We start from the raw sequence: 18771 nt of genomic DNA on the forward strand, positions 1-18771 counted from the left end.
CGGCGTGAGGTGCGATGGGCAAACGACCAGGGCCGGGAGCATCGGCGGTCGCGCGTTACGGGGGGGTCGTGCTCGCAACCATGCACGGCAAGGAGCGGGCCATCGCGCCTCCCTTTGCCGACCACCTCGGCCTCATCGTCCGGCCGGCGCTCGGCCTCGATACGGATCAGCTCGGAACCTTCTCGGGTGAGGTTCCGCGCCGGGGCACCATGCTGGAGGTTGCCCTGCGCAAGGCACGGCTCGGCATGCACATCGCGGGCCTCCCGCTCGGGCTCGCCAGCGAGGGCACCTTCGGACCGCATCCGGCCGTGCCCTTCTTCCCGGCGGGCATGGAACTGCTCGTGTTCGTCGACGAGGTGCGCGGCCTCGTCGTCCATGAGAGCCTCGTGGACGAGGCCACGAACTTCGCGCATTGCGTGAGTGCCTCAGGCGACACCCTCGCGCCTTTCCTGGAACGGGTCGGCTTTCCGTCGCACGGCCTCATCGTCCGCCCCAACGCGGGTGATCCGCTCGTGGCCCTGACCAAGGGGATCACCTCCCGGACCAACCTGGAGCGGGCCGTTCGGGACGCTGCGGCCGTCTCCGCTGACGGTGCGGCGCGCCTGGAGACCGACATGCGGGCGCACCTCAATCCGACTCGGATGAGGAGCCTCGGGGTGCTGGCAGAACGCTTGGCGCGGCGCCTGGCGACGCCCTGCCCTGCCTGCGGCGCTCCCGGCTTCGGCCGCACGGGGACGCGGAGCGGGCTGATCTGCGAGGAGTGTGGGGAGCCGACCGACATGGTCGCGGCCGAGCTATTCGGTTGTCCCGCCTGCGGTCACCGGGACGAGCGGGCGCGCGGCGACGGGCTGAGCCGCGCGCCCGCGCGCTCCTGCCCCGCGTGCAATCCGTAGCGGTCGGGTCTCCTCCCGATCACCGGCCCGTCTCGTCGGAGCCGGAGGCTCCCGACCCTGCCCGATCCCGGACGCCTCGCTCTATTCATTTCGTAGAATGATGTGTCATAAACAATCAATTTTCCAGAAACCATCCGATTAGGTACGAGATCTCGCGACCACAGCAGATCCCGAGGAGATCCTCGTGCCCATTCTCGACGTGCCGCTGCTCGCGCCCGCGGCGCTGCTCGCCTGCGCCGCCGCCTGCTTCTCGAACCGGGAGCGGCGCCCGCATGTCGTCCTCCGGCTCGCCGAGGGAGCGGCCCTCGTTGCCCTCGCGGTCGCAATCGTCTCGGCGGCCGTGCTGGCGATGGCGGGGCCCGGTGCGGGCTCCCTGGTCGGGCTGCACGGAATCGGCCTCTCGGTCCGACTGGATGCGGTCAGCATCACCATGCTCCTGCTGGTGACCTTCATCGGCTGGATCGTGGTGCGCTACGCGTCGCGTTACCTCGACGGCGAGGAGCGCCAGGGCCTCTTCACCGGCTGGCTCTGCCTCACGCTCGCCTCGGTGCTGCTGCTCGTCACGGCCGGCAACCTCGCCCAACTGGTCGCGGCGTGGATCGCGACCAGCCTGTTCCTGCACCGCCTCCTGCTCTTCTACGGCGAACGCCCGGCCGCTCGGCGGGCGGCGCGCAAGAAGTTCATCACCGCGCGCCTCGGCGACGCCGCCCTGATCGCCGCGGCGGGTCTGCTCGCCGCGGCCTACGGCACCGGCGACCTCGGCCGGATCCTAGGCGCGGCCCGCGCCGGAGAGGGCGGCGGGCTGGCCGTCGCGGCCGCCGGCCTGCTCGCGCTCGCCGCCATGCTCAAGTCGGCCCAGTTCCCCACGCACGGGTGGCTGACCGAGGTCATGGAGACCCCGACCCCCGTCTCGGCGCTGCTCCACGCCGGCGTGATCAACGCGGGCGGGTTCCTGCTGATCCGCTTCGCGGACGTGCTCCTCCTCGCCCCCGGGGTGCTCGCGGTTCTCGTGATGGTCGGCGGCTTCACGGCCCTGTTCGGGGGCTTGGTGATGCTGACCCAGCCCGCCGTGAAGACCTCGCTGGCGTGGTCCACCGTCGCCCAGATGGGCTTCATGACTTTCGAATGCGGGCTGGCCCTGTTCCCGCTCGCGCTGCTGCACATCGTGGCGCACTCGCTCTACAAGGCCCACGCCTTCCTGGCCTCGGGCGGCGCCGTCGAGGCGGTCGCAGCCATTCGCCGCCCGGGGCCGGTCGCCGTCCCGGGCGCCGGCGCCGTCGGCCGCGCCTTCCTGTCCGCCCTCGTCATCTTCGTGCTGGTCGGCCTCGGGTTCGGGCTGGCGCACAAGTCGCCCCAGGCCCTCGCGCTCGGCGCCATCCTGATCTTCGGCGTCGCCTACATGCTCGCCCAGGGCTTCGCCGACGCCGCGCCCCGGGAGCTGACCCGGCGCACCGCGGTCTACGCGGTCGCCACCTCGGTCGCCTACTTCGCGCTGCAGCTGGCCGCCATCCGCCTCACCGCGGGCGTGCTGCCGCCGACGCCGGCGCCGGGGCCGCTGGAATGGGCGCTGATCGTGCTCGCCCTGCTCAGCTTCGGGCTGGTCGCGGTCCTGCAGGCGATGTTCCCGCTCTGGGCCTACCACCCCGCGGCCGCGGGCCTGCGGGTGCACCTCGCCAACGGGCTCTACGCCAACGCCGCCTTCGATCGGCTGATCGGTGGCTGGTCCGCGCGCGGCGCCTCCTGACCGCTTCGGAGATCCTGCGATGATCGAGATTATCCACTCCCTGCCGACCCCGCACGACGCCGTGAGGGCCGCGGCCGATGGTGCCGGACGCCTCATTCCGCCCCTGTGGCCGCTGGCCTCCAGCGTCGCCGTCAATCCCTTCCTGGGCCATACCGGCGAGCCGCTCTGGGCCGCCGGGGCGCGCCTTGGACGGGCGAGCGGCGCGGCGGTGACCATGCCCCGGTCCTGGTACCGGGACAGGATCGCGGCGGGGTCGATCACCGACGAGGATCTCCTGGACGCCCTGGCGGACGCGCCTGCGGACCTGCGCCCGGCCGACCTCGGCGCCCTGAGAGGCGCCATCGCGCTGGACCCTGAGCCCGTGCGGCCCCTTCCGACCGTGGCGTCCCTGTGCGCGGAGGCGTCGGGGATCGACTGGCCGGGCCTGATCGCCGACCGGCTCGGTGCCTGGGCGGCGGGGCACTTCGACGAGGGGCAGGCCCTGTGGGCGGCTCCCTCGGGCGGGAGCACCCTCGCGCTCTGGCGGGCCTGGGCCATCCACGATCTGACCCCGGAGATCGCCGGACTGGGCGGGTTCGCTCGGCACGTCTCGGAGGTCCCCGACGGGGCTCTCCCGGCCCTCGCCCGCGCGGTCTGCGGGCTCGGCCTGAGCCCGGGCGCGCTCGAGAGCTACTTTCACCAGATTCTGCTCTCCCTCGGCGGCTGGGCCCAGTACGCCCGCTACAAGCTCTGGCAGGCCGAGCTCGCCGGGGGCACCGACGGGACGCTGAGGGATCTCCTCGCCGTCCGGGTGATCTGGGACGAGGCCCTGCTCACCCGTTACGGCGAGCGGATCGCCGAGAGCTGGGCGGCGGTGGCCGCCGCGCACGCCTCGCCCGCCCGGCCGACGCGCGACCTCGTGATCGATTCCATCCTGCAGGACGCCGCGGAGCGCGCGGCGCAGCGCGCGCTCGCCGCCACGCTTGCCGCCACGCTTGCCGGCGGCTCCCCCGGGGTCGGGGAGAGCCGGCCGGCCCTGCAGGCCGCGTTCTGCATCGACGTGCGGTCGGAGGTCTTCCGCCGCGCCCTGGAATCCCTCGATCCCGGCATCCGCACCCTCGGCTTCGCGGGCTTCTTCGGCCTCGCGACCGCGCACCGGCGCTTCGCGTCCGACATCGCGGAGCGCCGCCTGCCCGTTCTCCTCAATCCGGGGCTCCGCACGTGCGCGGGCGGTCCCGCTCTCTCGGACGCGGATCATGCGTCGCGGCTCGCCGCGCGCGCGCGCCGCGCCTGGGGCCGCTTCCGGCAGGCGGCCGTGTCCTCGTTCGCCTTCGTGGAGGCGGCGGGTCCCCTCTACGCGGCGAAGCTGCTCGGCGACTCGCTCCACCTGGGCGGCCCGGCGACGCCCCACGATCCGATGCCGCGCCTCGATCCGCCGCGCGACCTCGCGTCCCGGGTCGCGACGGCGGACGCCGTCCTGCGCGCGATGTCGCTGACCTCGACCTTCGCCCCGACCGTCCTGCTCGTCGGGCACGGCGCGAACGTGGTCAACAACCCTCACGCCAGCGCGCTGCATTGCGGCGCGTGCGGCGGGTACTCGGGCGAGGTGAATGCCCGCCTGCTGGCCCAGCTTCTCAACGATGCGGATGTGCGGGCGGGGCTGCGGGAGCGCGGCCTCGAGGTGCCCGCGGACACGGTGTTCCTCGCGGGGCTGCACGACACGACGACCGACGAGGTGACGCTCTACGCCGGGGATCTTCCGGGTGGGTCGCCCCTGCAGGGTCTGGAGCCGGTGCGGGTCTGGCTCGCGCAGGCGGGCAAGCTCGCCCGCGCGGAGCGCGCGCTCCGCCTGCCCCGCGCGCGCGACGACGCGTCGGTGGTCCGCCGCAGCCGCGACTGGGCCGAGACCCGCCCCGAATGGGGCTTGGCCGGCTGCAATGCCTTCATCGCGGCGCCGCGCCACCGCACGGCGGGTCAGCCCCTGCACGGCCGCGCCTTCCTGCACGACTACGACTGGCAGCGGGACGAGGGCTTCGGCGTCCTGGAACTGATCGTGACCGCGCCGGTGGTCGTGGCGAGTTGGATCAGCCTGCAATACTACGGGTCGACCGTGGCGCCGGAGCTGTTCGGCAGCGGCAACAAGCTGCTGCACAACGTCGTGGGCGGCATCGGGGTCCTGGAGGGGAATGGCGGTCCGTTGCGGGCCGGCCTGCCTCGGCAATCGGTCCACGACGGCGAGCGCCACGCGCACGAGCCTCTGCGGCTGTCGGTCCTGATCGAGGCGCCGCGGCAGGCGATCACCGACGTCCTTGAGCGTCACCGCGAGGTGCGCGCCCTGTTCGACAATCGCTGGCTGCACCTGTTCGCACTGGACCAGGATGGCCGGATGGCGTGGCGCTACGCGGGTGACCTGCGGTGGACGAGCACCGCGGCCTCCGACGGCGCCGTGCCTGGCCTGCCGCTGAGGGCCGCCGTCTGACCGCCGCGCAACGCATGGGGCTGGGCCGACGCGGATCGCGACGGCCCAGCCCCTAATCGGCCGCCGACGCGGCGCGCGGCGGGGCGCTCGCGGCGATCAGCTCCTGCAGGATCGGGTTCGGGAAGCGCCTGGTCTGCACGATCGCGTAGAAGCGTTCCGCGACGTCCGGGATGCGGCAATGCTCGATCAGGAGCCCGGCGTGCAACTCGTCCTGCACGACGATCGGGGGAACGACCGCGACGCCGGTCCCCTCCCTCGCCAGCAGGCGGAGCATGGCCATGTCGTCGACCTCCGCCTGGATGATCGGGTGGATGCCGGCCAGCGACAGCACCCGGTCGAAGGCCACCCGGATCTCGCTGTCGAGACTCGGCAGCGTCACCGGGACGGTGCGCAGCGCCTCCGGGAAACGCAGCGGCTCCTGGTGCGGCCCGGGGTGTCCGACGAGGCTGACGGGCTGCTCGGCGATGAGGTGGCTGTGGAAGTCCGAGCCCGCGTCCCGCCGAACCGCGGTGGTGGCGAGGACCACGTCGATGCTGTGCATCTCCAGCTGGGCCAGCAATTCGCGCATCGTGCCCGAACGCACCACGAGTTCGACGTCCGAACGCCCGATCACGGGCCTGAGGAACTCGAGCTGGAAGTTGCGCGAGAGCGTGGTCAGCGCTCCCACGCGCAGCACGTGCTGTGCCGCGCGAGGGCGTCCCTGCAGCACCTTGATCAACTCGTTCCCGGTCTCGAAGACGGTGTCGGCGTAGTCGAGGGCGATCCGGCCGGCCTCGGTGAGGGTCAGCTTCTTTCCCCGGCGCTCGAACAATTGGTGTCCGAGCTGCTGCTCGAGCTTCTGGAGCTGAACCGAGAGGGCAGATTGCGACAGGTTGAGGACCTCGGCGGCGCGGGTGAGGCTGCCCTCATGGGCGATGCGGTGGAACAGCCGCAGGTGGTGGTAGTTCAGGGCCGTCATGCCGGCATATCTACTTAATAGAACGATGCGTGACAATCTTTGAATTTGCCGTCCGGCATAAGGGCATGTACGATCAAATCTGTTCAGTGGCCGCTTTGCGGAGATTTGCGTAACTATACCATTGAAGATCCGCAGGTGATCGAAGCATCTGTCGTGTCGACCTGGAAAATAATTTTACATTTAATTTCGTTGATAATGAACAGCCGGACCATCCTGATTCCAGGCGGATGGAACATAATGTAATTATTGTTACGAGTTGTATTGATAAATCATTGATCTTATTGTCGAGAAAACACCTCGTACACCTGCCTGACCAATAAATCGCCGAAAAGAGAAGCGACGTTCCAGCCGAGTCGGCTATGTTCATGAAAAACAATATATACCCTTTGGCTGGCTCAGCTGCAGCGGGTTCAACGCCGAGTGTGCTGGATTTGCTGCGGCAGAACAGCATCTTGGATGCTGATATCGACGCGGCCATCGACGCGTATGTCGCCAACCCGGCGACCCGATCGTACGTGCTGCAATCGTCGTACTGCATCGACTTCGATGAGGTCGTGGCCGCGATGCGCTCGGCCGCGCGTTCGGTCCCGCTCGTGGCCGGTCAGGTCGACCGGCAGGCCCTCATGTGCGCCCTCCTGCTGCACCGGCCGCGCCTCATCAGGGCAAGCGCGTCGGTCGCGCCGAAGGACCTCTACGAGATCGGCGAGATCCCGCCGCTCGGCCATGTGCCGTCCAGGATGTACGCCTGGGCGATCCGCCGGGAGCGGCACGGCCCGCCCGAGGATTCCATGCAGGTCGAGGTCGTCCCGACCTGGACCATCGGCGACGACGAGGTGCTGGTCCTCGTGATGGCCGCGGGCGTCAACTACAACGGCGTCTGGGCGGGCCTCGGCGAGCCGATCTCCCCGTTCGACGTCCACAAGGCCCCCTTCCACGTGGCCGGCTCGGACGCGTCCGGCATCGTCTGGGCGGTCGGCGCCAAGGTGAAGCGCTGGAAGGTCGGCGACGAGGTCATCGTCCACTGCAACCAGGACGACGGGGACGACGAGGAGTGCAATGGCGGCGACCCGATGTTCTCGCCGTCGCAGCGGATCTGGGGCTACGAGACCCCGGACGGCTCCTTCGGGCAGTTCTGCCGGGTGCAGTCGCGCCAGCTGATGCGGCGGCCCCAGCACCTGACCTGGGAGGAGAGCGCCTGCTACACGCTCACCCTCGCGACCGCCTACCGGATGCTGTTCGGCCACGCGCCGCACACGGTGAGGCCCGGCCAGAACGTGCTGATCTGGGGCGCCTCGGGCGGGCTCGGCGTGCAGCTCGCGCACCTCAAGCAGGCGGCGGCCGCGAACCAGTTCGTGATCGACCGGCGGGTGGATCCGTGCATGAGCGAGCTGTTCCCGTGGGACAAGATCCCGCACGCCCATACCAAGATGTGGCGCAACCAGCACGCGCCCGGCAACATGGCGGTGCTGGTGAACTCGCCCAGGGCCGGCCTGCGCACCTTCGACGACGTGCTGGAACTCTCCGGCTCGCGCTGAGGCGCGAACCCGGCCCGGGCGCGCCCGATCATCGTGCAACCGGACGCTGCCCTTGCTCATCGATGTTGCCGCATCGTCTTCGATGAACCGGCATCCGCCGCGTCGGAAAACGCTCTCGCCGACGCTTGCTCGCGAGACCTCGGCCTCCGTCATTCTCGAGACATGGGTTGCCACGCCATGAAGGAAATCCTGGCCCGGCTGGAGGATTGCCGCGAGCATGCGCGGCGCGGCGGCGGCGACCGGCGCATCGCCGCCCAACACGGCAAGGGCAAGCTCACGGCGCGGGAGCGCATCGAACTCCTCCTCGACACCGGCTCGTTCGAGGAATTCGACATGTTCGTCCAGCACCGCTCCATCGACTTCGGCATGGAGAGGCAGAAGATCCCGGGCGACGGCGTCGTCACCGGCTGGGGCACCATCAACGGCCGCACCGTCTTCGTCTTCTCCAAGGACTTCACGGTGTTCGGCGGCTCGCTCTCGGAGGCGCACGCCCAGAAGATCATCAAGGTCCAGGACATGGCCCTCAAGATGCGCGCCCCGATCATCGGCCTGTTCGATGCCGGCGGCGCCCGCATCCAGGAGGGCGTCGCCGCGCTCGGCGGCTACGGCGAGGTCTTCAAGCGCAACGTCCTCGCCTCGGGCGTGATCCCGCAGATTTCGGTGATCATGGGGCCGTGCGCCGGCGGCGACGTCTACTCGCCGGCCATGACCGACTTCATCTTCATGGTCCGCGACACCAGCTACATGTTCGTGACCGGCCCGGACGTGGTCAAGACCGTGACCAACGAGGTCGTCACCGCCGAGGAGCTCGGCGGCGCCAAGGTCCACACCGCCAAGTCCTCGATCGCGGACGGCGCCTACGAGAACGACGTCGAGGCGATCCTGCAGATCCGGCGCCTGATGGACTTCCTGCCGGCCAACAACCTCGAGGGCGCGCCGGAGATCGAGAGCTTCGACGACCCCTCCCGGCTCGACAAGAGCCTCGACACCCTGATCCCGGACAACCCCAACAAGCCCTACGACATGGGCGAGCTGATCCGCCGGGTGGTCGACGAGGGCGACTTCTTCGAGATCCAGGCGGCCTTCGCGCGCAACATCATCACGGGCTTCGGGCGGATCGAGGGGCGCACGGTCGGGCTGGTCGCCAACCAGCCGATGGTGCTGGCCGGCGTGCTCGACGCGGACGCCTCGCGCAAGGCGGCCCGCTTCGTGCGCTTCTGCGACGCGTTCGGCATCCCGATCGTCACCTTCGTGGACGTGCCGGGCTTCCTGCCCGGGACGGCGCAGGAATATGGCGGGCTCATCAAGCACGGCGCCAAGCTGCTCTTCGCCTACAGCCAGGCGACGGTGCCGCTCGTCACCGTCATCACCCGCAAGGCCTTCGGCGGTGCCTACGACGTCATGGCCTCCAAGCACATCGGCGGGGACGTGAACTACGCCTGGCCGAGCGCGCAGATCGCCGTGATGGGCGCCAAGGGCGCGGTCGAGATCATCTTCCGGCAGGACATGGGCGATCCCGACAAGATCGCGGCGCGCACGGCCGAGTACGAGGAGCGCTTCATGTCGCCGTTCGTGGCGGCGGAGCGGGGCTACATCGACGAGGTGATCATGCCCCACTCGACCCGGCGCCGGGTGGCGCGGGTCCTGGCCATGCTGCGTCCCAAGAGGGTGGAGCAGCCCTGGAAGAAGCACGACACCATCCCGCTCTGAGAGGCCCGGACCCGCGCACGACCATGTACGACATCGAGAGCAGCCCGATCTCGGCGCTGATCCGCAAGCTCACGGTGCGGACCGTGCTGTCCCGGGAGGACCAGGCAGCCCTGGCGTCCCTTCCCGTCCGCGTTCGCCGTGTCGGACCGGGGGCAGAGATCGTTCGCGCTGGCGACCTGCCGTCCTCCTGCTGCGTGGTTCTCGACGGCTGGCTGTGCAGCTACCGCGAGGGCGGGTCGAGACGATCGGTGCTGTCGTTCCACCTGCCTGGAGACTTGTGCAATGCATGCAGCCTGATGCTGCCGCTCGCAGAGGAAGCGATCGGCAGCGTGACCGAGGCCACGCTCGGGTTCGTGCCGCACGACGACCTGTTCGCCGCAATGGCGAGCAGCCCCCGTCTCACCACGGCGTTGTGGCGCGAGACGCTGATCCCTTCCCGGATCCGCTCCGCACTGGCGCACCGATCGTCCCACGACCGTCCGTCGCTCGCCTTCGCGAAACTGCTATGCGAATTCTCCCTCCGTCTCACGATGTCCCATTCAGATCGCTCCGCAATGCCAGCGATTCCTCTCGCGAAAGCGCAATTTTGCTGTGCATTAGGTTTGGATGATGTTTCCTTCGACTCGGCAATCGAGAGGCTTATTGCTGATCGAGAGATTAGGGTGAACAATAATGAACTCGAAGTCGTTGATGTGAGAAATCTGCTCAGATATGTCGATGATGACTTCGCTTACATCTGCGCTTTTCGACAGGCATCCTAGGTTTGATCTCGGTGTGCCGGCAGGCTGATCCGCCTGAGCGATTCGCCGATCCCTTGGCTCAATCCCAAAGCAATTCTCTGGATGTGAGCCGCGGCAAAGACGTGTGAGCGACGCCTTATTGTAGAACGATGTCGAGAATTCAATCCTGTTGTCCATGCCGGTCAGCGACGGCAGTCTTTCGCGTTCGGGCTCTCGCATGCTTAGATGCGCCACCGGCGCGTCGTCGGTCGCTCTGCCAGGACGTGAGACGTCGAGCGTGACGCCGGTCTCGCAGGACCGGCGATCGAGCGCCTTCGAGACCCAGTCAGGGTCCTTGCCGACCTTGCATGGACAGCCCGCACAACGCCGCCACGGGTCAGCAGAAAGTTCTTGCCGATAGAGCTGTCGAGCTTGGAACGCAGCTTCCGGCGCTGGCGTTGCCACTCAACATCTTGCAACGTGCTCTCGAGGTCCCGATGGGTGACGCGGGTTTGATCTACTGGCTGGCTTTCTCAACCTTCGCGCTCGTGTTCGCAGTGCTGATCTGGCAGCGAGTCCAGGTGCACCGGGCCAAGCAGACCGGCGAGCGCTCCACCTTCACCGACACGCACGGTGGAGAGCCTCGGCCTCAGGTTGGGCTGGGGCACACCCAGATGGAGGCTCAACGGCGAGCCTGAGCCTCTCCGGACCGGCGAGCAGGCCGTGGCCGTCGTGCCCGCTGAGCGCTCCTGCGCGGAGCACCGGGTGCGACTCAGGTCGATCACGGGCCTGAGGTCGTCTCGACGTCTCGCGTCCTGGCAAGCCGACCGACAAAGCGCTGGCGGCGTCGCTCAACGGCCGCCCGCGGGACGAGTGCCTGAACGCGAACCGGTTCCCGTCGTTGGCCGATGCCCGGGCCCAGATCGGGGCGTGGCGGCGGCCCGGGAGGCCGCCTAACGAGACCCGGAGGCCCACCCTCCGGCCGGACCAGGATCCGGGGGACCGCCACCCAGCTCTTCGGGGTCGGTCCACCGGGAGCGGCCATCCGGGCTCGAGGCCCGCGGCTTCGATCCGCGGGCCTCCTCCGCGCGGACGCACGCACCCTGAACGATCCGCGTTCTCACGCGGCCTCGACCCTGAGCGGCCAATCGCGACGCTTGACGGAAATGTCCGGTTGCGGCGAGCATCACGGACAGTCGTTGTTCATGGATGGCGCGAGACGGCGTGCTCCTATTTGCCGCACTAACCATTCCGTGATCCGGCACAATGCCGCAGCGCTATTGTGAGCAACGCGCGCGGTACGGCTAGGCTGGAACAGTGCATATAGGTGCGAGTTGGTGGCTCACGCACCGCATGCCAGCATCAATATGCGACGAAGTGACAGCGTCCGGCCGCAAACAGCGCCCGGGAACGGCTTGGTCCCGAGATGAGGATGCTCCGAGTGGCAAGCATGCGGATATGCTCACTCAGGAAATCGGCGGACATCCTGACGGCGGCCGCCTGAATGTGATTACAATAAGCAATTCGACGCGAGAACACCAAGCATAGCAATTTATTCTTCCAAACACAAATGCATGTCTTTCCAAGTTTCGTAAGAAAATTCGGACAATTGTGATCTCTGCAATGATGCGTCGCGCGCAATTTATGCGGCGACGGTGAAATATAAAAGGAGAAATATGATGAATCTACACGTCACGCCGGCTCAGCGGATGTATTCTCAGCTCACTCCGGAACGGGACGGAGACCGCGCCAATCCGACGCGAGGTCTGCCGAGCACGGCCGCGATTGTCGGCCACCCTGTCCACCCGATGATGATCCCATTTCCAATCGCGTTTCTGACCAGTGCGCTCCTGACCGACATCGCCGCAGGTGCAACGCGCGATCCGTTCTGGGCGCGCGCGTCGAAGCTCCTGCTGGGAGCTGGGATCGCGTCCGGAGTGGCCGCCGGCGCGGTCGGCGCGATCGACTACCTCACGATCCGCCGGGCGCGACAGAAGCCGGCCGGCCGCCTGCATGCCTACGGCAACGCCGCGGCCCTGGCCCTCGCCGCTGCGAACCTCGCCCGGCGGTCTGGCCGCGATCGCGACCAGGCCGGCGATGCAACCGACGTCGCCCTGTCGGGCGCAACGGCGGCATTGCTCGGCATCACGGGCTGGGCCGGCGCGGAACTCTCCTAGCGCCACATGGTCGGCGTGGATGGCCATGCCGACCAGCACACTGACGAGGAGAAGCGCGTGGTGTCCTGAGCGAGCATGCCACCGTCCTGCACAGCGAAGCCGCGGGCACGCGGATCAACCGCCCAGCCCGCTCGTTGACGGGCTGATTCATGAGGGTTTTCGATGCGCGCTTCTCTTGTTCTTGTTCTTGCAACCGCAGCCTCGATCCTGGCGAATGCGCCGGGCGCACAGGCCTCCTCGTGCTCTGAGCAGATCGCGACGATCGAGCGGCGCCTCGACAGTGCCGGTGCCGAGCGGGTGACCGGCCGGGAGCCTCCGGGCGGCCCAACGTCCTCGAACTCACCGAAGGCCCTGGACAAGCCGCCGGAGGCGAAGCCCTCGGACCGGACGCTTCAGCCCTCCGCATCGGGCGTTCAGGAGGCCCGCGAACTCATTCGGAAAGCGCGCGCGCAGCAGCAGGCAGGTGACGAGAAGGGCTGCAACGATACGATGACTCGCGCCAAGGAGAAAGCCGGCGCCCTGCCATAAGGCACGGCGGAAATTCGCGCGATCTGGCCATATCGTCTGAGAGCGGGCCGGCCTCGTCGAGGTCGGCCCGCTGCCTGTTCGGGGCGGTTACTTGGCGGCGACTTGCTGCAGGCTCTCGGCCAGCTTGGTCGCGTACGCGTCGCCCTTGTAGATTTCCGCGGTGGCCTGCTTCAGCTTCGCCGCGTCCTCTGACTGGCCCAGCGCCTGAGCGTACGCGGCAGCCGTCCCGAACCCCGCCAGGCCGTAATGCGTCATGCGCTGGTACTGGGCGATCAGCACCACGTCGCGCAGCCTGCCGTCCTGCGGCGCCTCCTGCGAGCCGTGCTTTTGCGCCTCGGCGACGAGGCCGGCCATGCCCTTGCAGTATTCCGGCTCCGCCCGCCCGCCGGCTCGCTCAATCAGGCTGCGCAGGGTCTCGGAGTGCTTGGTGATGCCCCCGACGGAATGCTCGAGCATCTGCTTCAGTTTCGGGTCGCTCGCTTGGCTCGTCAGCTGCCTGATGGCGCCTGCCATTTGGTCGTTTGCCGACCAGAGATCCTTCAGCTCGTCGAGGTAAACCTCTTTGAGGCGGCTCGGTGCGGCCATGGCACGGCTCCTTCATGAGGTGAAATGCTCGATCAACCGCGCGCACGAACCCGTGTTCCGCCTCACGCGCGCGGGGCAGGATCCATTGGTCGGCGCCGCTATCGGGGAGCGACGCGGACTGTGCCCAGGGCCGCGTTCTCGGCGCGAATGCGGATCGCCAGCACAGCCGCATTGAGGATGCTGAATACGATCGCGTAGCCGATGAGGCCGAACGCGAGTGGCAGCGCCGCGATCTCGCCCGTCACGACGGCGTAGTTCGGATGCGAGAACAGGCGGTAGGGCCCGCGCCGCACCAGCGGTGCCTGCGGGAGCACGATGATCCGCGTCGTCCAGCGCTCTCCCAAGCTGGCCAGCACCCAGAGCCTGCCGGCCTGCAGCAGGATGAACACGGAGAGCCAGGTCGGATCCACGGGTTGTGACCAAGCCAGGAGCCAGAGCCCGGCGAGCCAAGCGGCGTGAAGGACGACGATCAGCCCGTAATGTTCCGGCGCCACCTCGACACCGCCCCGCGACAGGAGACGCCGCGTGTTCCGGCGCGCCAGCACGAGTTCGCCCAGCCGTTGCAGCGTGACCAGTGCGAGGACCAGGATCGCGGCCGTCACGACGGGCTCCTCAGCGAGGCGCAACTCGCCGTGAACCCTGGTCCCATCGCGGTCAGCACCGAGCGGGGCGGCAGACCGGCCTTGCGGGCGCGGTCGAGCACGAACAGCACGGTGGGGGCTGACATGTTGCCGAACTGCGACAGAACCGCGCGCTCGTGGTCGAGCGCGCCCTGGCCGATCGCGAGGCTGCGCTCAAGTGCCGTGATGACCTTGGTCCCGCCCGCGTGGCAGATGAACCGGTCGACCTGCTCGGGACCGAGCTGCCAGCGCTCGAGCAGGCCGAGGACCGCCGGGCCCACATTCGCCTCCGCGAAGGGCGGGATGGCGCGGGCGAAGATGACGCCGAAGCCGGCCTCCTCGACGTCCCAGCCCATGATGTCGAGCGTGTCCGGCCAGGTGTGATCGCCCGTCGCCTCCACCTCGACCACGCCGGCGTCCCCGCCCGCGCGCAGGATGCACGCCGCGGCCCCGTCCCCGAACAGGGCGGTGGCGACGATGCTGGCCTTGGTGAGCTTGTCGAGGCGGAAGGCCAGCGTGCAGAGCTCGACGGTGACGAACAGCACGTTGGAGCCTGGGCGGCTCTCGGCCAACCGGCTCGCGACCGCGAGTCCCGAGACGCCGCCGCCGCACCCGAGCCCGAAGACCGGAACCCGCATGACATCGTGGCGCAGGCCGAGCCGCTGCAGGACGCGTGCCTCCAGGCTCGGCGTCGCGATGCCGGTCGACGACACTGTGACCACGGCATCGACGTCCCGGGCGAGGAGCTCCGCCTCGTCCAGCGCCTTCGTGGCGGCCTCGGCGAACAGGTCCTCCGCCCCCCGCAGGTACGCGGCCGTCCGTTCCGGCCAGCCGCGCGCCTGCATGTACCAGTCGATCGGCTGAACGGAATGCCGCTTGTGGATGCCCGTGGTGGCGAACACGCGCGACAGTCGGTCGAACTCGCCGTAGCGTTCGGAGAACAGGGTGCTGGCCATCTCGGCAACGTCCGTCTGGCGAAGGACGTGGGGTGGGACCGCGGTCGCCAGCGACAGAAGCCGTGCGCGTGTGGACGTCATGCGGCGGATCCTCGGCGAGGCAGCTTGGGAGTGGAACGCTGCCCTCCGATCCGGGGCGGCCATTCCAATCGGCCAACAAGGAGGAGGGCACAATGTTTCTGCCGCGACGATTTAGCGTCGAAGACGAGATCGGGCCGGAACGGAGCCGACCTGGACCTCGGCCCGGTCGGTCGCGGCGGGCCGGAGGCCGCGCACGCTCGGCGCGTGCGCCAGGGTGATGAGGGGGGTGCGTCGCCGAACGCGCCGAGAGCCGCGGGCACGGTCGTGGTCGGGCCACGGGCGGCTCGTCCATCCGACGGTCCTAGAGGTGGGGTGAGTCGCGGCACAGCGACCCGTCATCGGCGCTCGCGTCTGCGGCTGCCGGGGCGGTGGGCCCGCTTGGGGACGGCCCGACGAGCCAACGCGCAGCGTACCGGTGAAGACGCGCGAGGTCCCGGCGCTGCGCGATCAGTGCCACGTGCCGATCCGGCCGGACCAGGACGAGGCTTGCGCGCGGAAGGATCATCCTGGCGGAAGCGGGCGCGACCCGGATCCGGATGGTGTCGCTCCAGGGAGCGAGCAGGGAGCGGATCGCGGCATGCTCCGCCGCCGACGCGTCGAGCGGCAGCAGGAGTGTCCAGGAGCGGTAGTCGAGGCAGCCGTGGAGGCGGTCGGGCGTATCGTCCTCACCGGCGTCGGGAAGGCGGTCGCCCGGACGCAGTCCCCGCGGCGCTCGCGCCGGGGCGGTCGCGCCTCCGGCCAGCGGGCCGTCACGGTGATGGTCGTCGACGTCGCTCACCGCGCGCTCGACCCACCGGATCGGGGCGGAATGCGCCAGCGCCGCCCACAGGGCGCCCTCCCGCAGGAGGAGGCCGGGTCGCGAACTCGGCGTCTCGACGAGATTGTAGCGCATCAGGCTCAGGAAGCGCCTCACGCTGGCGCGCTGCTCGTCCTCGTAGCTGTCGAGCAGCAGGTCCGGGGCTCGCTTTCCGTGAACGGCGGCCAGCTTCCAGGCAAGATTGTGGGCGCCCCGCAATCCCAGGCTCATGCCGTGACCGCCGAGCGATGACCACACGTGCGCCGCGTCGCCCGCGAGGAGCACGCGACCCCGGCGCATCCGGGCGGCGAGGCGGGTCTGGAAACGCGCGCGGTTGAACCAGGTCGCCCGTTCGAGCCGGATCTCGGGCGTCCCCGCAACCCGCGCGATCAGCGCCTCGGCCTCCGCCAGCGACGGCGGCGCGTGCGCGTCCGGATCCGGGTCGGTCGCGTAGCAGAAGAAGCGGCAGGAGCCCTCCGCAACGGGAAAGCAGCCGAGGCACGCGCCGGGGGCGAGGAAATAGTAGCCCTCGCGCGCGTTGGCCGGGTGCCGCCAGCGGGGGACGGCGTTGACCTGCAGGATCTGCAGATCAGGGACGCGGTGCCCTTCGAACGCGATCCCGAGGCGATCCCGCACGAGGCTGCGGGAGCCGTCGCAGCCGACCAGCCAGGCGCTGCGCCACGCGCGGGCCCGCCCGGCGCAATCGGCGAGCATCGTCGTCACACCGCACGGATCGGGCGAGAGGTCGCGCGCCTCGCATCCCCACGCGACCTCGGCCCCGAGCGCGCGCAAGCGGCCTTCGAGGAGGCGCTCCGTCACGTGCTGCTCGATCAGGAGCGGGGTCGGGTAGGCGCTGGCGACGGAGCCCAGCTGGGCGGCTCCGAGGCGCCGGCCCTGCCCGTAGAAGTGCACCGTGCGGAGCGTGTTGGCCGCCTCCGACACGGCGGCCCCGAGGCCCAGGTCGTCGAGCACCTCGGCCCCGCGCGGCCAGATCACGGCGGCGCGGGGTTCGTTCTTCGGGCCTCGTGCCCGGTCGACAACGCGCACCGACAGCCCGTGCAGCCGAAGACCGATCGCAAGAGCCAGCCCGACCGGGCCGGCCCCGACGATGAGGACGTCGCTGTCCAGATCGACACGGAGGTCGCGCATCGGTCGGCGCCGGGCCGGCTCAGCTGTCGGCCTTCGCGCCCGCCGTCGTGCGCTCGATGTAGGCGCGGGTCACGGACTCGATGAGGCCGTCGACGCGCTGCGCCGCCTGCTTCTCCTCCTCGAGGGACTTGCGGAACAGGGGCGCGTGCTCAGGGTGACCCGCGGCCTCAGCGATGACGATCAGCGAGCGATAGGCGGCGATCTGGTCGTACTGGTAGGCGTAGCCCGCGTAGAGGTTCTTGAGTGTCTCATCCTGGGCCAAGGCGTGCACGGCTGCGCCGATCTTGCCGGCGGTGTTGGTGACCGTCTCCTTCAGGGTCGAGGCGCTGGCGTCGAGAGCTGAGAGCGCCTGCTCGACTCTTCTGATCTGCTCGCGCGTGATGCCGACATGCGCCTGCAGGGTCTTCGCGTACTCGGGGTAGTGCTCAAGACCGGTGAGCTGATGCTCCATCTGGCTGAGGCCTTGGGTTTCGAGAGCGTGTGTATTGCGCAGAGCGGTCGTGTAGATCGAGCTGATGTCGGTAGCCATACATTTCTCCATAGATGCAGTGATGCCCGCGTTGATCGGCTGCGCGAGGCATGATTTGCTGGAACGTCAATGCGGTGAATTGGCTTTACCGCTTGAACTTGCCCTCGTACTTGAATTCCGGAGCAGATTTAAGTTGATCTTTGCTCGCACCAACGATGGCCTTCCACTTTTTATTCTCCTCGTCGTAGCCAAGGGAGATGGAGTTCGGCTGGACGGCAACGTAGCGCTCGCCCATGCCGAGGAAGCCGCCGACCGAAACGATGTATCCTTTCAGCTGGCCACTCTCGAGGACAAGATCTTTGATCCCGCCAACTGTATTCTGCTGCCCATCGACGACGTTGAGGCCGATGAGACTGTAGCTGAGCACGGCATCCTGAGGGACGGTGATGAACTCGGGCCCGCGCGTGGGGACCTTCTGATTGTCGTCCACCGCAAAGGCCGGTGTCGCGATGGCGGCGGTTAAAGCAATTGCCAGGAATGAACGCCGCATGGGAGGCTCCTGTCGTTGAAGATTCGTCCGCTCTCCAATGCGTCGGGCATGATCTCGTTCCGGCCTGCGACCTTCTGTACATCTACTTTCCCGCCTTGCATCATTTCTTTTCGCTCTTATGATTCAGATATATGATATTTATACAATCCCTTGTGCACACATTTCAATAAAGCCATTCATAGATCGTGAGAAAAATAATAGCGACGCAATAACGGCGCATGTACGGCCCGGATCCTCGCCAGGAGCGCAAGATTGCGGCTAAATAACTCATGGAATTTATCAAATTTATTGCAGCTTAAAGAATGCGGCCGTATTTAGAGCACAACGCAAGCGGCGGCAGTCGGATCGTAGAAAATGTGATATCAATTTCATTTGGTCCACGAGATCTTTGGGCAGTCGAAGGACAGGGCGGTCGCGATGAGCGGCGGGTTGGCGGCCGGCATGCCGAACACGGCTCCGCCCCCGGGCATGCCGGAGTGCCTCGCGTCCGTGGCGAGGGCCTGGAGGCGGTTCTGAGTCGTGACAGCGCATTCGCTGTCGTGAGCAGGCAGACAATCCTCGTGTGCTGCCGGGGCTGCTGCGAGCGGCAGGCCTATCCCTGGCCGCGTCCAGTCATGACGACCGGTCTCGTCATCGGAGGACCGGCGGCTGGAGGGAAAGCGGATGGCCGCTGCACCGGGCGACATCGCGGACAGGGTCAGCCACGGCCAAGCCTGCACGGTCATCGAGCCATCCTTCCCGGAGAAGTCGGCCAGAGCTGCTGGCCACCCCGGCACAATTGTCTTGCGCTCCACCTGTTTCGGCGTGAGGCAATTCGCCGCCCGCTGGCATGCGGCTGGGGGT

General features: G+C 68.3%; 17 protein-coding genes and 1 pseudogene. 10 read left to right on the top strand and 8 right to left on the bottom strand.

What is annotated here, in order from left to right; translation table 11 throughout:
- Window positions 1–80: 80 nt before the first annotated feature.
- The 3 genes from MET2598_RS0134350 to MET2598_RS0134360 all read left to right on the top strand — a co-directional run bounded on the left by MET2598_RS0134350 (window position 81) and on the right by MET2598_RS0134360 (window position 5095).
- Window positions 81–893 carry a DUF6671 family protein gene (locus MET2598_RS0134350; RefSeq protein ID WP_236728875.1) on the top strand — a complete coding sequence of 271 codons (813 nt, stop codon included), beginning with the start codon at window positions 81–83 and terminating at the stop codon, window positions 891–893.
- Between the two features lie 184 nt (window positions 894–1077).
- The gene (locus tag MET2598_RS0134355; protein WP_018263900.1) at window positions 1078–2637 is read left to right on the top strand and encodes an NADH-quinone oxidoreductase subunit L; all 1560 of its coding nucleotides are present in this window, start codon (window positions 1078–1080) and stop codon (window positions 2635–2637) included.
- 19 nt (window positions 2638–2656) lie between these two features.
- Window positions 2657–5095 (top strand): YbcC family protein, encoded by a 2439-nt coding sequence (locus tag MET2598_RS0134360; protein ID WP_018263901.1) that lies wholly within the window; start codon window positions 2657–2659, stop codon window positions 5093–5095.
- A 52-nt stretch (window positions 5096–5147) separates the two neighbouring features.
- Here the strand turns inward: MET2598_RS0134360 and MET2598_RS0134365 are convergent, their stop codons facing one another.
- Window positions 5148–6053, bottom strand: a complete 906-nt coding sequence (locus tag MET2598_RS0134365; RefSeq protein WP_012335332.1) for a LysR family transcriptional regulator — start codon at window positions 6051–6053, stop codon at window positions 5148–5150.
- 623 nt (window positions 6054–6676) lie between these two features.
- Between MET2598_RS0134365 and MET2598_RS0134370 the strand changes: the two genes are divergently transcribed.
- The 7 genes and pseudogenes from MET2598_RS0134370 (at window position 6677) to MET2598_RS40240 (ending at window position 12722) form a co-directional block, all read left to right on the top strand.
- Window positions 6677–7588: an alcohol dehydrogenase catalytic domain-containing protein gene (locus MET2598_RS0134370; protein WP_051086621.1), complete on the top strand. Its 912-nt coding sequence runs from the start codon at window positions 6677–6679 to the stop codon at window positions 7586–7588.
- 177 nt (window positions 7589–7765) lie between these two features.
- The gene (locus tag MET2598_RS0134375; RefSeq protein ID WP_018263903.1) at window positions 7766–9298 is read left to right on the top strand and encodes an acyl-CoA carboxylase subunit beta; all 1533 of its coding nucleotides are present in this window, start codon (window positions 7766–7768) and stop codon (window positions 9296–9298) included.
- A 23-nt stretch (window positions 9299–9321) separates the two neighbouring features.
- Entirely contained in the window at window positions 9322–10059 is a 738-nt protein-coding gene (locus MET2598_RS0134380) for a Crp/Fnr family transcriptional regulator (protein WP_018263904.1), read from the top strand.
- Between the two features lie 326 nt (window positions 10060–10385).
- A complete protein-coding gene (locus tag MET2598_RS40230; protein ID WP_018263905.1) occupies window positions 10386–10715 on the top strand; it encodes a hypothetical protein in 330 nt (109 codons plus the stop codon).
- Between the two features lie 116 nt (window positions 10716–10831).
- Window positions 10832–11263, top strand: a pseudogene (locus tag MET2598_RS43950) (integrase core domain-containing protein); the annotation flags it as partial.
- 433 nt (window positions 11264–11696) lie between these two features.
- On the top strand, window positions 11697–12194 hold the full coding sequence (locus MET2598_RS37880) for a DUF2231 domain-containing protein (RefSeq protein WP_198293044.1): 498 nt from the start codon (window positions 11697–11699) through the stop codon (window positions 12192–12194).
- A 162-nt stretch (window positions 12195–12356) separates the two neighbouring features.
- Complete coding sequence (locus tag MET2598_RS40240) at window positions 12357–12722, top strand: hypothetical protein (RefSeq protein ID WP_084673983.1); 366 nt, start codon at window positions 12357–12359, stop codon at window positions 12720–12722.
- Between the two features lie 87 nt (window positions 12723–12809).
- On the opposite strand, the gene MET2598_RS0134395 is transcribed toward MET2598_RS40240, so the two are convergent.
- The 7 genes from MET2598_RS0134395 to MET2598_RS41840 form a co-directional block, all read right to left on the bottom strand.
- Window positions 12810–13307 (bottom strand): ferritin-like domain-containing protein, encoded by a 498-nt coding sequence (locus MET2598_RS0134395; RefSeq protein ID WP_012335325.1) that lies wholly within the window; start codon window positions 13305–13307, stop codon window positions 12810–12812.
- A 98-nt stretch (window positions 13308–13405) separates the two neighbouring features.
- A complete protein-coding gene (locus MET2598_RS0134400) occupies window positions 13406–13909 on the bottom strand; it encodes an isoprenylcysteine carboxyl methyltransferase family protein (RefSeq protein WP_012335324.1) in 504 nt (167 codons plus the stop codon).
- The gene (locus MET2598_RS0134405; protein ID WP_026191090.1) at window positions 13906–14964 is read right to left on the bottom strand and encodes a type III polyketide synthase; all 1059 of its coding nucleotides are present in this window, start codon (window positions 14962–14964) and stop codon (window positions 13906–13908) included. The genes MET2598_RS0134400 and MET2598_RS0134405 overlap by 4 nt, the downstream gene beginning before the upstream one ends.
- 301 nt (window positions 14965–15265) lie before the next feature.
- The gene (locus MET2598_RS0134410) at window positions 15266–16909 is read right to left on the bottom strand and encodes an FAD-dependent monooxygenase (RefSeq protein WP_018263908.1); all 1644 of its coding nucleotides are present in this window, start codon (window positions 16907–16909) and stop codon (window positions 15266–15268) included.
- A 19-nt stretch (window positions 16910–16928) separates the two neighbouring features.
- Window positions 16929–17438 carry a ferritin-like domain-containing protein gene (locus MET2598_RS0134415; protein ID WP_012335321.1) on the bottom strand — a complete coding sequence of 170 codons (510 nt, stop codon included), beginning with the start codon at window positions 17436–17438 and terminating at the stop codon, window positions 16929–16931.
- 85 nt (window positions 17439–17523) lie between these two features.
- Window positions 17524–17928, bottom strand: a complete 405-nt coding sequence (locus tag MET2598_RS0134420) for a PRC-barrel domain-containing protein (protein ID WP_018263909.1) — start codon at window positions 17926–17928, stop codon at window positions 17524–17526.
- A gap of 368 nt (window positions 17929–18296) precedes the next feature.
- Complete coding sequence (locus MET2598_RS41840) at window positions 18297–18653, bottom strand: hypothetical protein (protein ID WP_157182316.1); 357 nt, start codon at window positions 18651–18653, stop codon at window positions 18297–18299.
- Window positions 18654–18771: the final 118 nt, after the last annotated feature.

The sequence above is a fragment of the Methylobacterium sp. WSM2598 genome (assembly GCF_000379105.1).
GTDB lineage: Bacteria > Pseudomonadota > Alphaproteobacteria > Rhizobiales > Beijerinckiaceae > Methylobacterium.

Coding starts and splice junctions, on each gene's coding strand:
- MET2598_RS0134350 (WP_236728875.1), top strand. CDS start 81: ATGCACGGCAAGGAGCGGGCCATCGCGCCTCCCTTTGCCGACCACCTC.
- MET2598_RS0134360 (WP_018263901.1), top strand. CDS start 2,657: ATGATCGAGATTATCCACTCCCTGCCGACCCCGCACGACGCCGTGAGG.
- MET2598_RS0134365 (WP_012335332.1), bottom strand. CDS start 6,053: ATGACGGCCCTGAACTACCACCACCTGCGGCTGTTCCACCGCATCGCC.
- MET2598_RS0134370 (WP_051086621.1), top strand. CDS start 6,677: ATGTGCGCCCTCCTGCTGCACCGGCCGCGCCTCATCAGGGCAAGCGCG.
- MET2598_RS0134375 (WP_018263903.1), top strand. CDS start 7,766: ATGAAGGAAATCCTGGCCCGGCTGGAGGATTGCCGCGAGCATGCGCGG.
- MET2598_RS0134380 (WP_018263904.1), top strand. CDS start 9,322: ATGTACGACATCGAGAGCAGCCCGATCTCGGCGCTGATCCGCAAGCTC.
- MET2598_RS40230 (WP_018263905.1), top strand. CDS start 10,386: ATGGACAGCCCGCACAACGCCGCCACGGGTCAGCAGAAAGTTCTTGCC.
- MET2598_RS37880 (WP_198293044.1), top strand. CDS start 11,697: ATGAATCTACACGTCACGCCGGCTCAGCGGATGTATTCTCAGCTCACT.
- MET2598_RS40240 (WP_084673983.1), top strand. CDS start 12,357: ATGCGCGCTTCTCTTGTTCTTGTTCTTGCAACCGCAGCCTCGATCCTG.
- MET2598_RS0134395 (WP_012335325.1), bottom strand. CDS start 13,307: ATGGCCGCACCGAGCCGCCTCAAAGAGGTTTACCTCGACGAGCTGAAG.
- MET2598_RS0134405 (WP_026191090.1), bottom strand. CDS start 14,964: ATGACGTCCACACGCGCACGGCTTCTGTCGCTGGCGACCGCGGTCCCA.
- MET2598_RS0134410 (WP_018263908.1), bottom strand. CDS start 16,909: ATGCGCGACCTCCGTGTCGATCTGGACAGCGACGTCCTCATCGTCGGG.
- MET2598_RS0134415 (WP_012335321.1), bottom strand. CDS start 17,438: ATGGCTACCGACATCAGCTCGATCTACACGACCGCTCTGCGCAATACA.
- MET2598_RS0134420 (WP_018263909.1), bottom strand. CDS start 17,928: ATGCGGCGTTCATTCCTGGCAATTGCTTTAACCGCCGCCATCGCGACA.
- MET2598_RS41840 (WP_157182316.1), bottom strand. CDS start 18,653: ATGACCGTGCAGGCTTGGCCGTGGCTGACCCTGTCCGCGATGTCGCCC.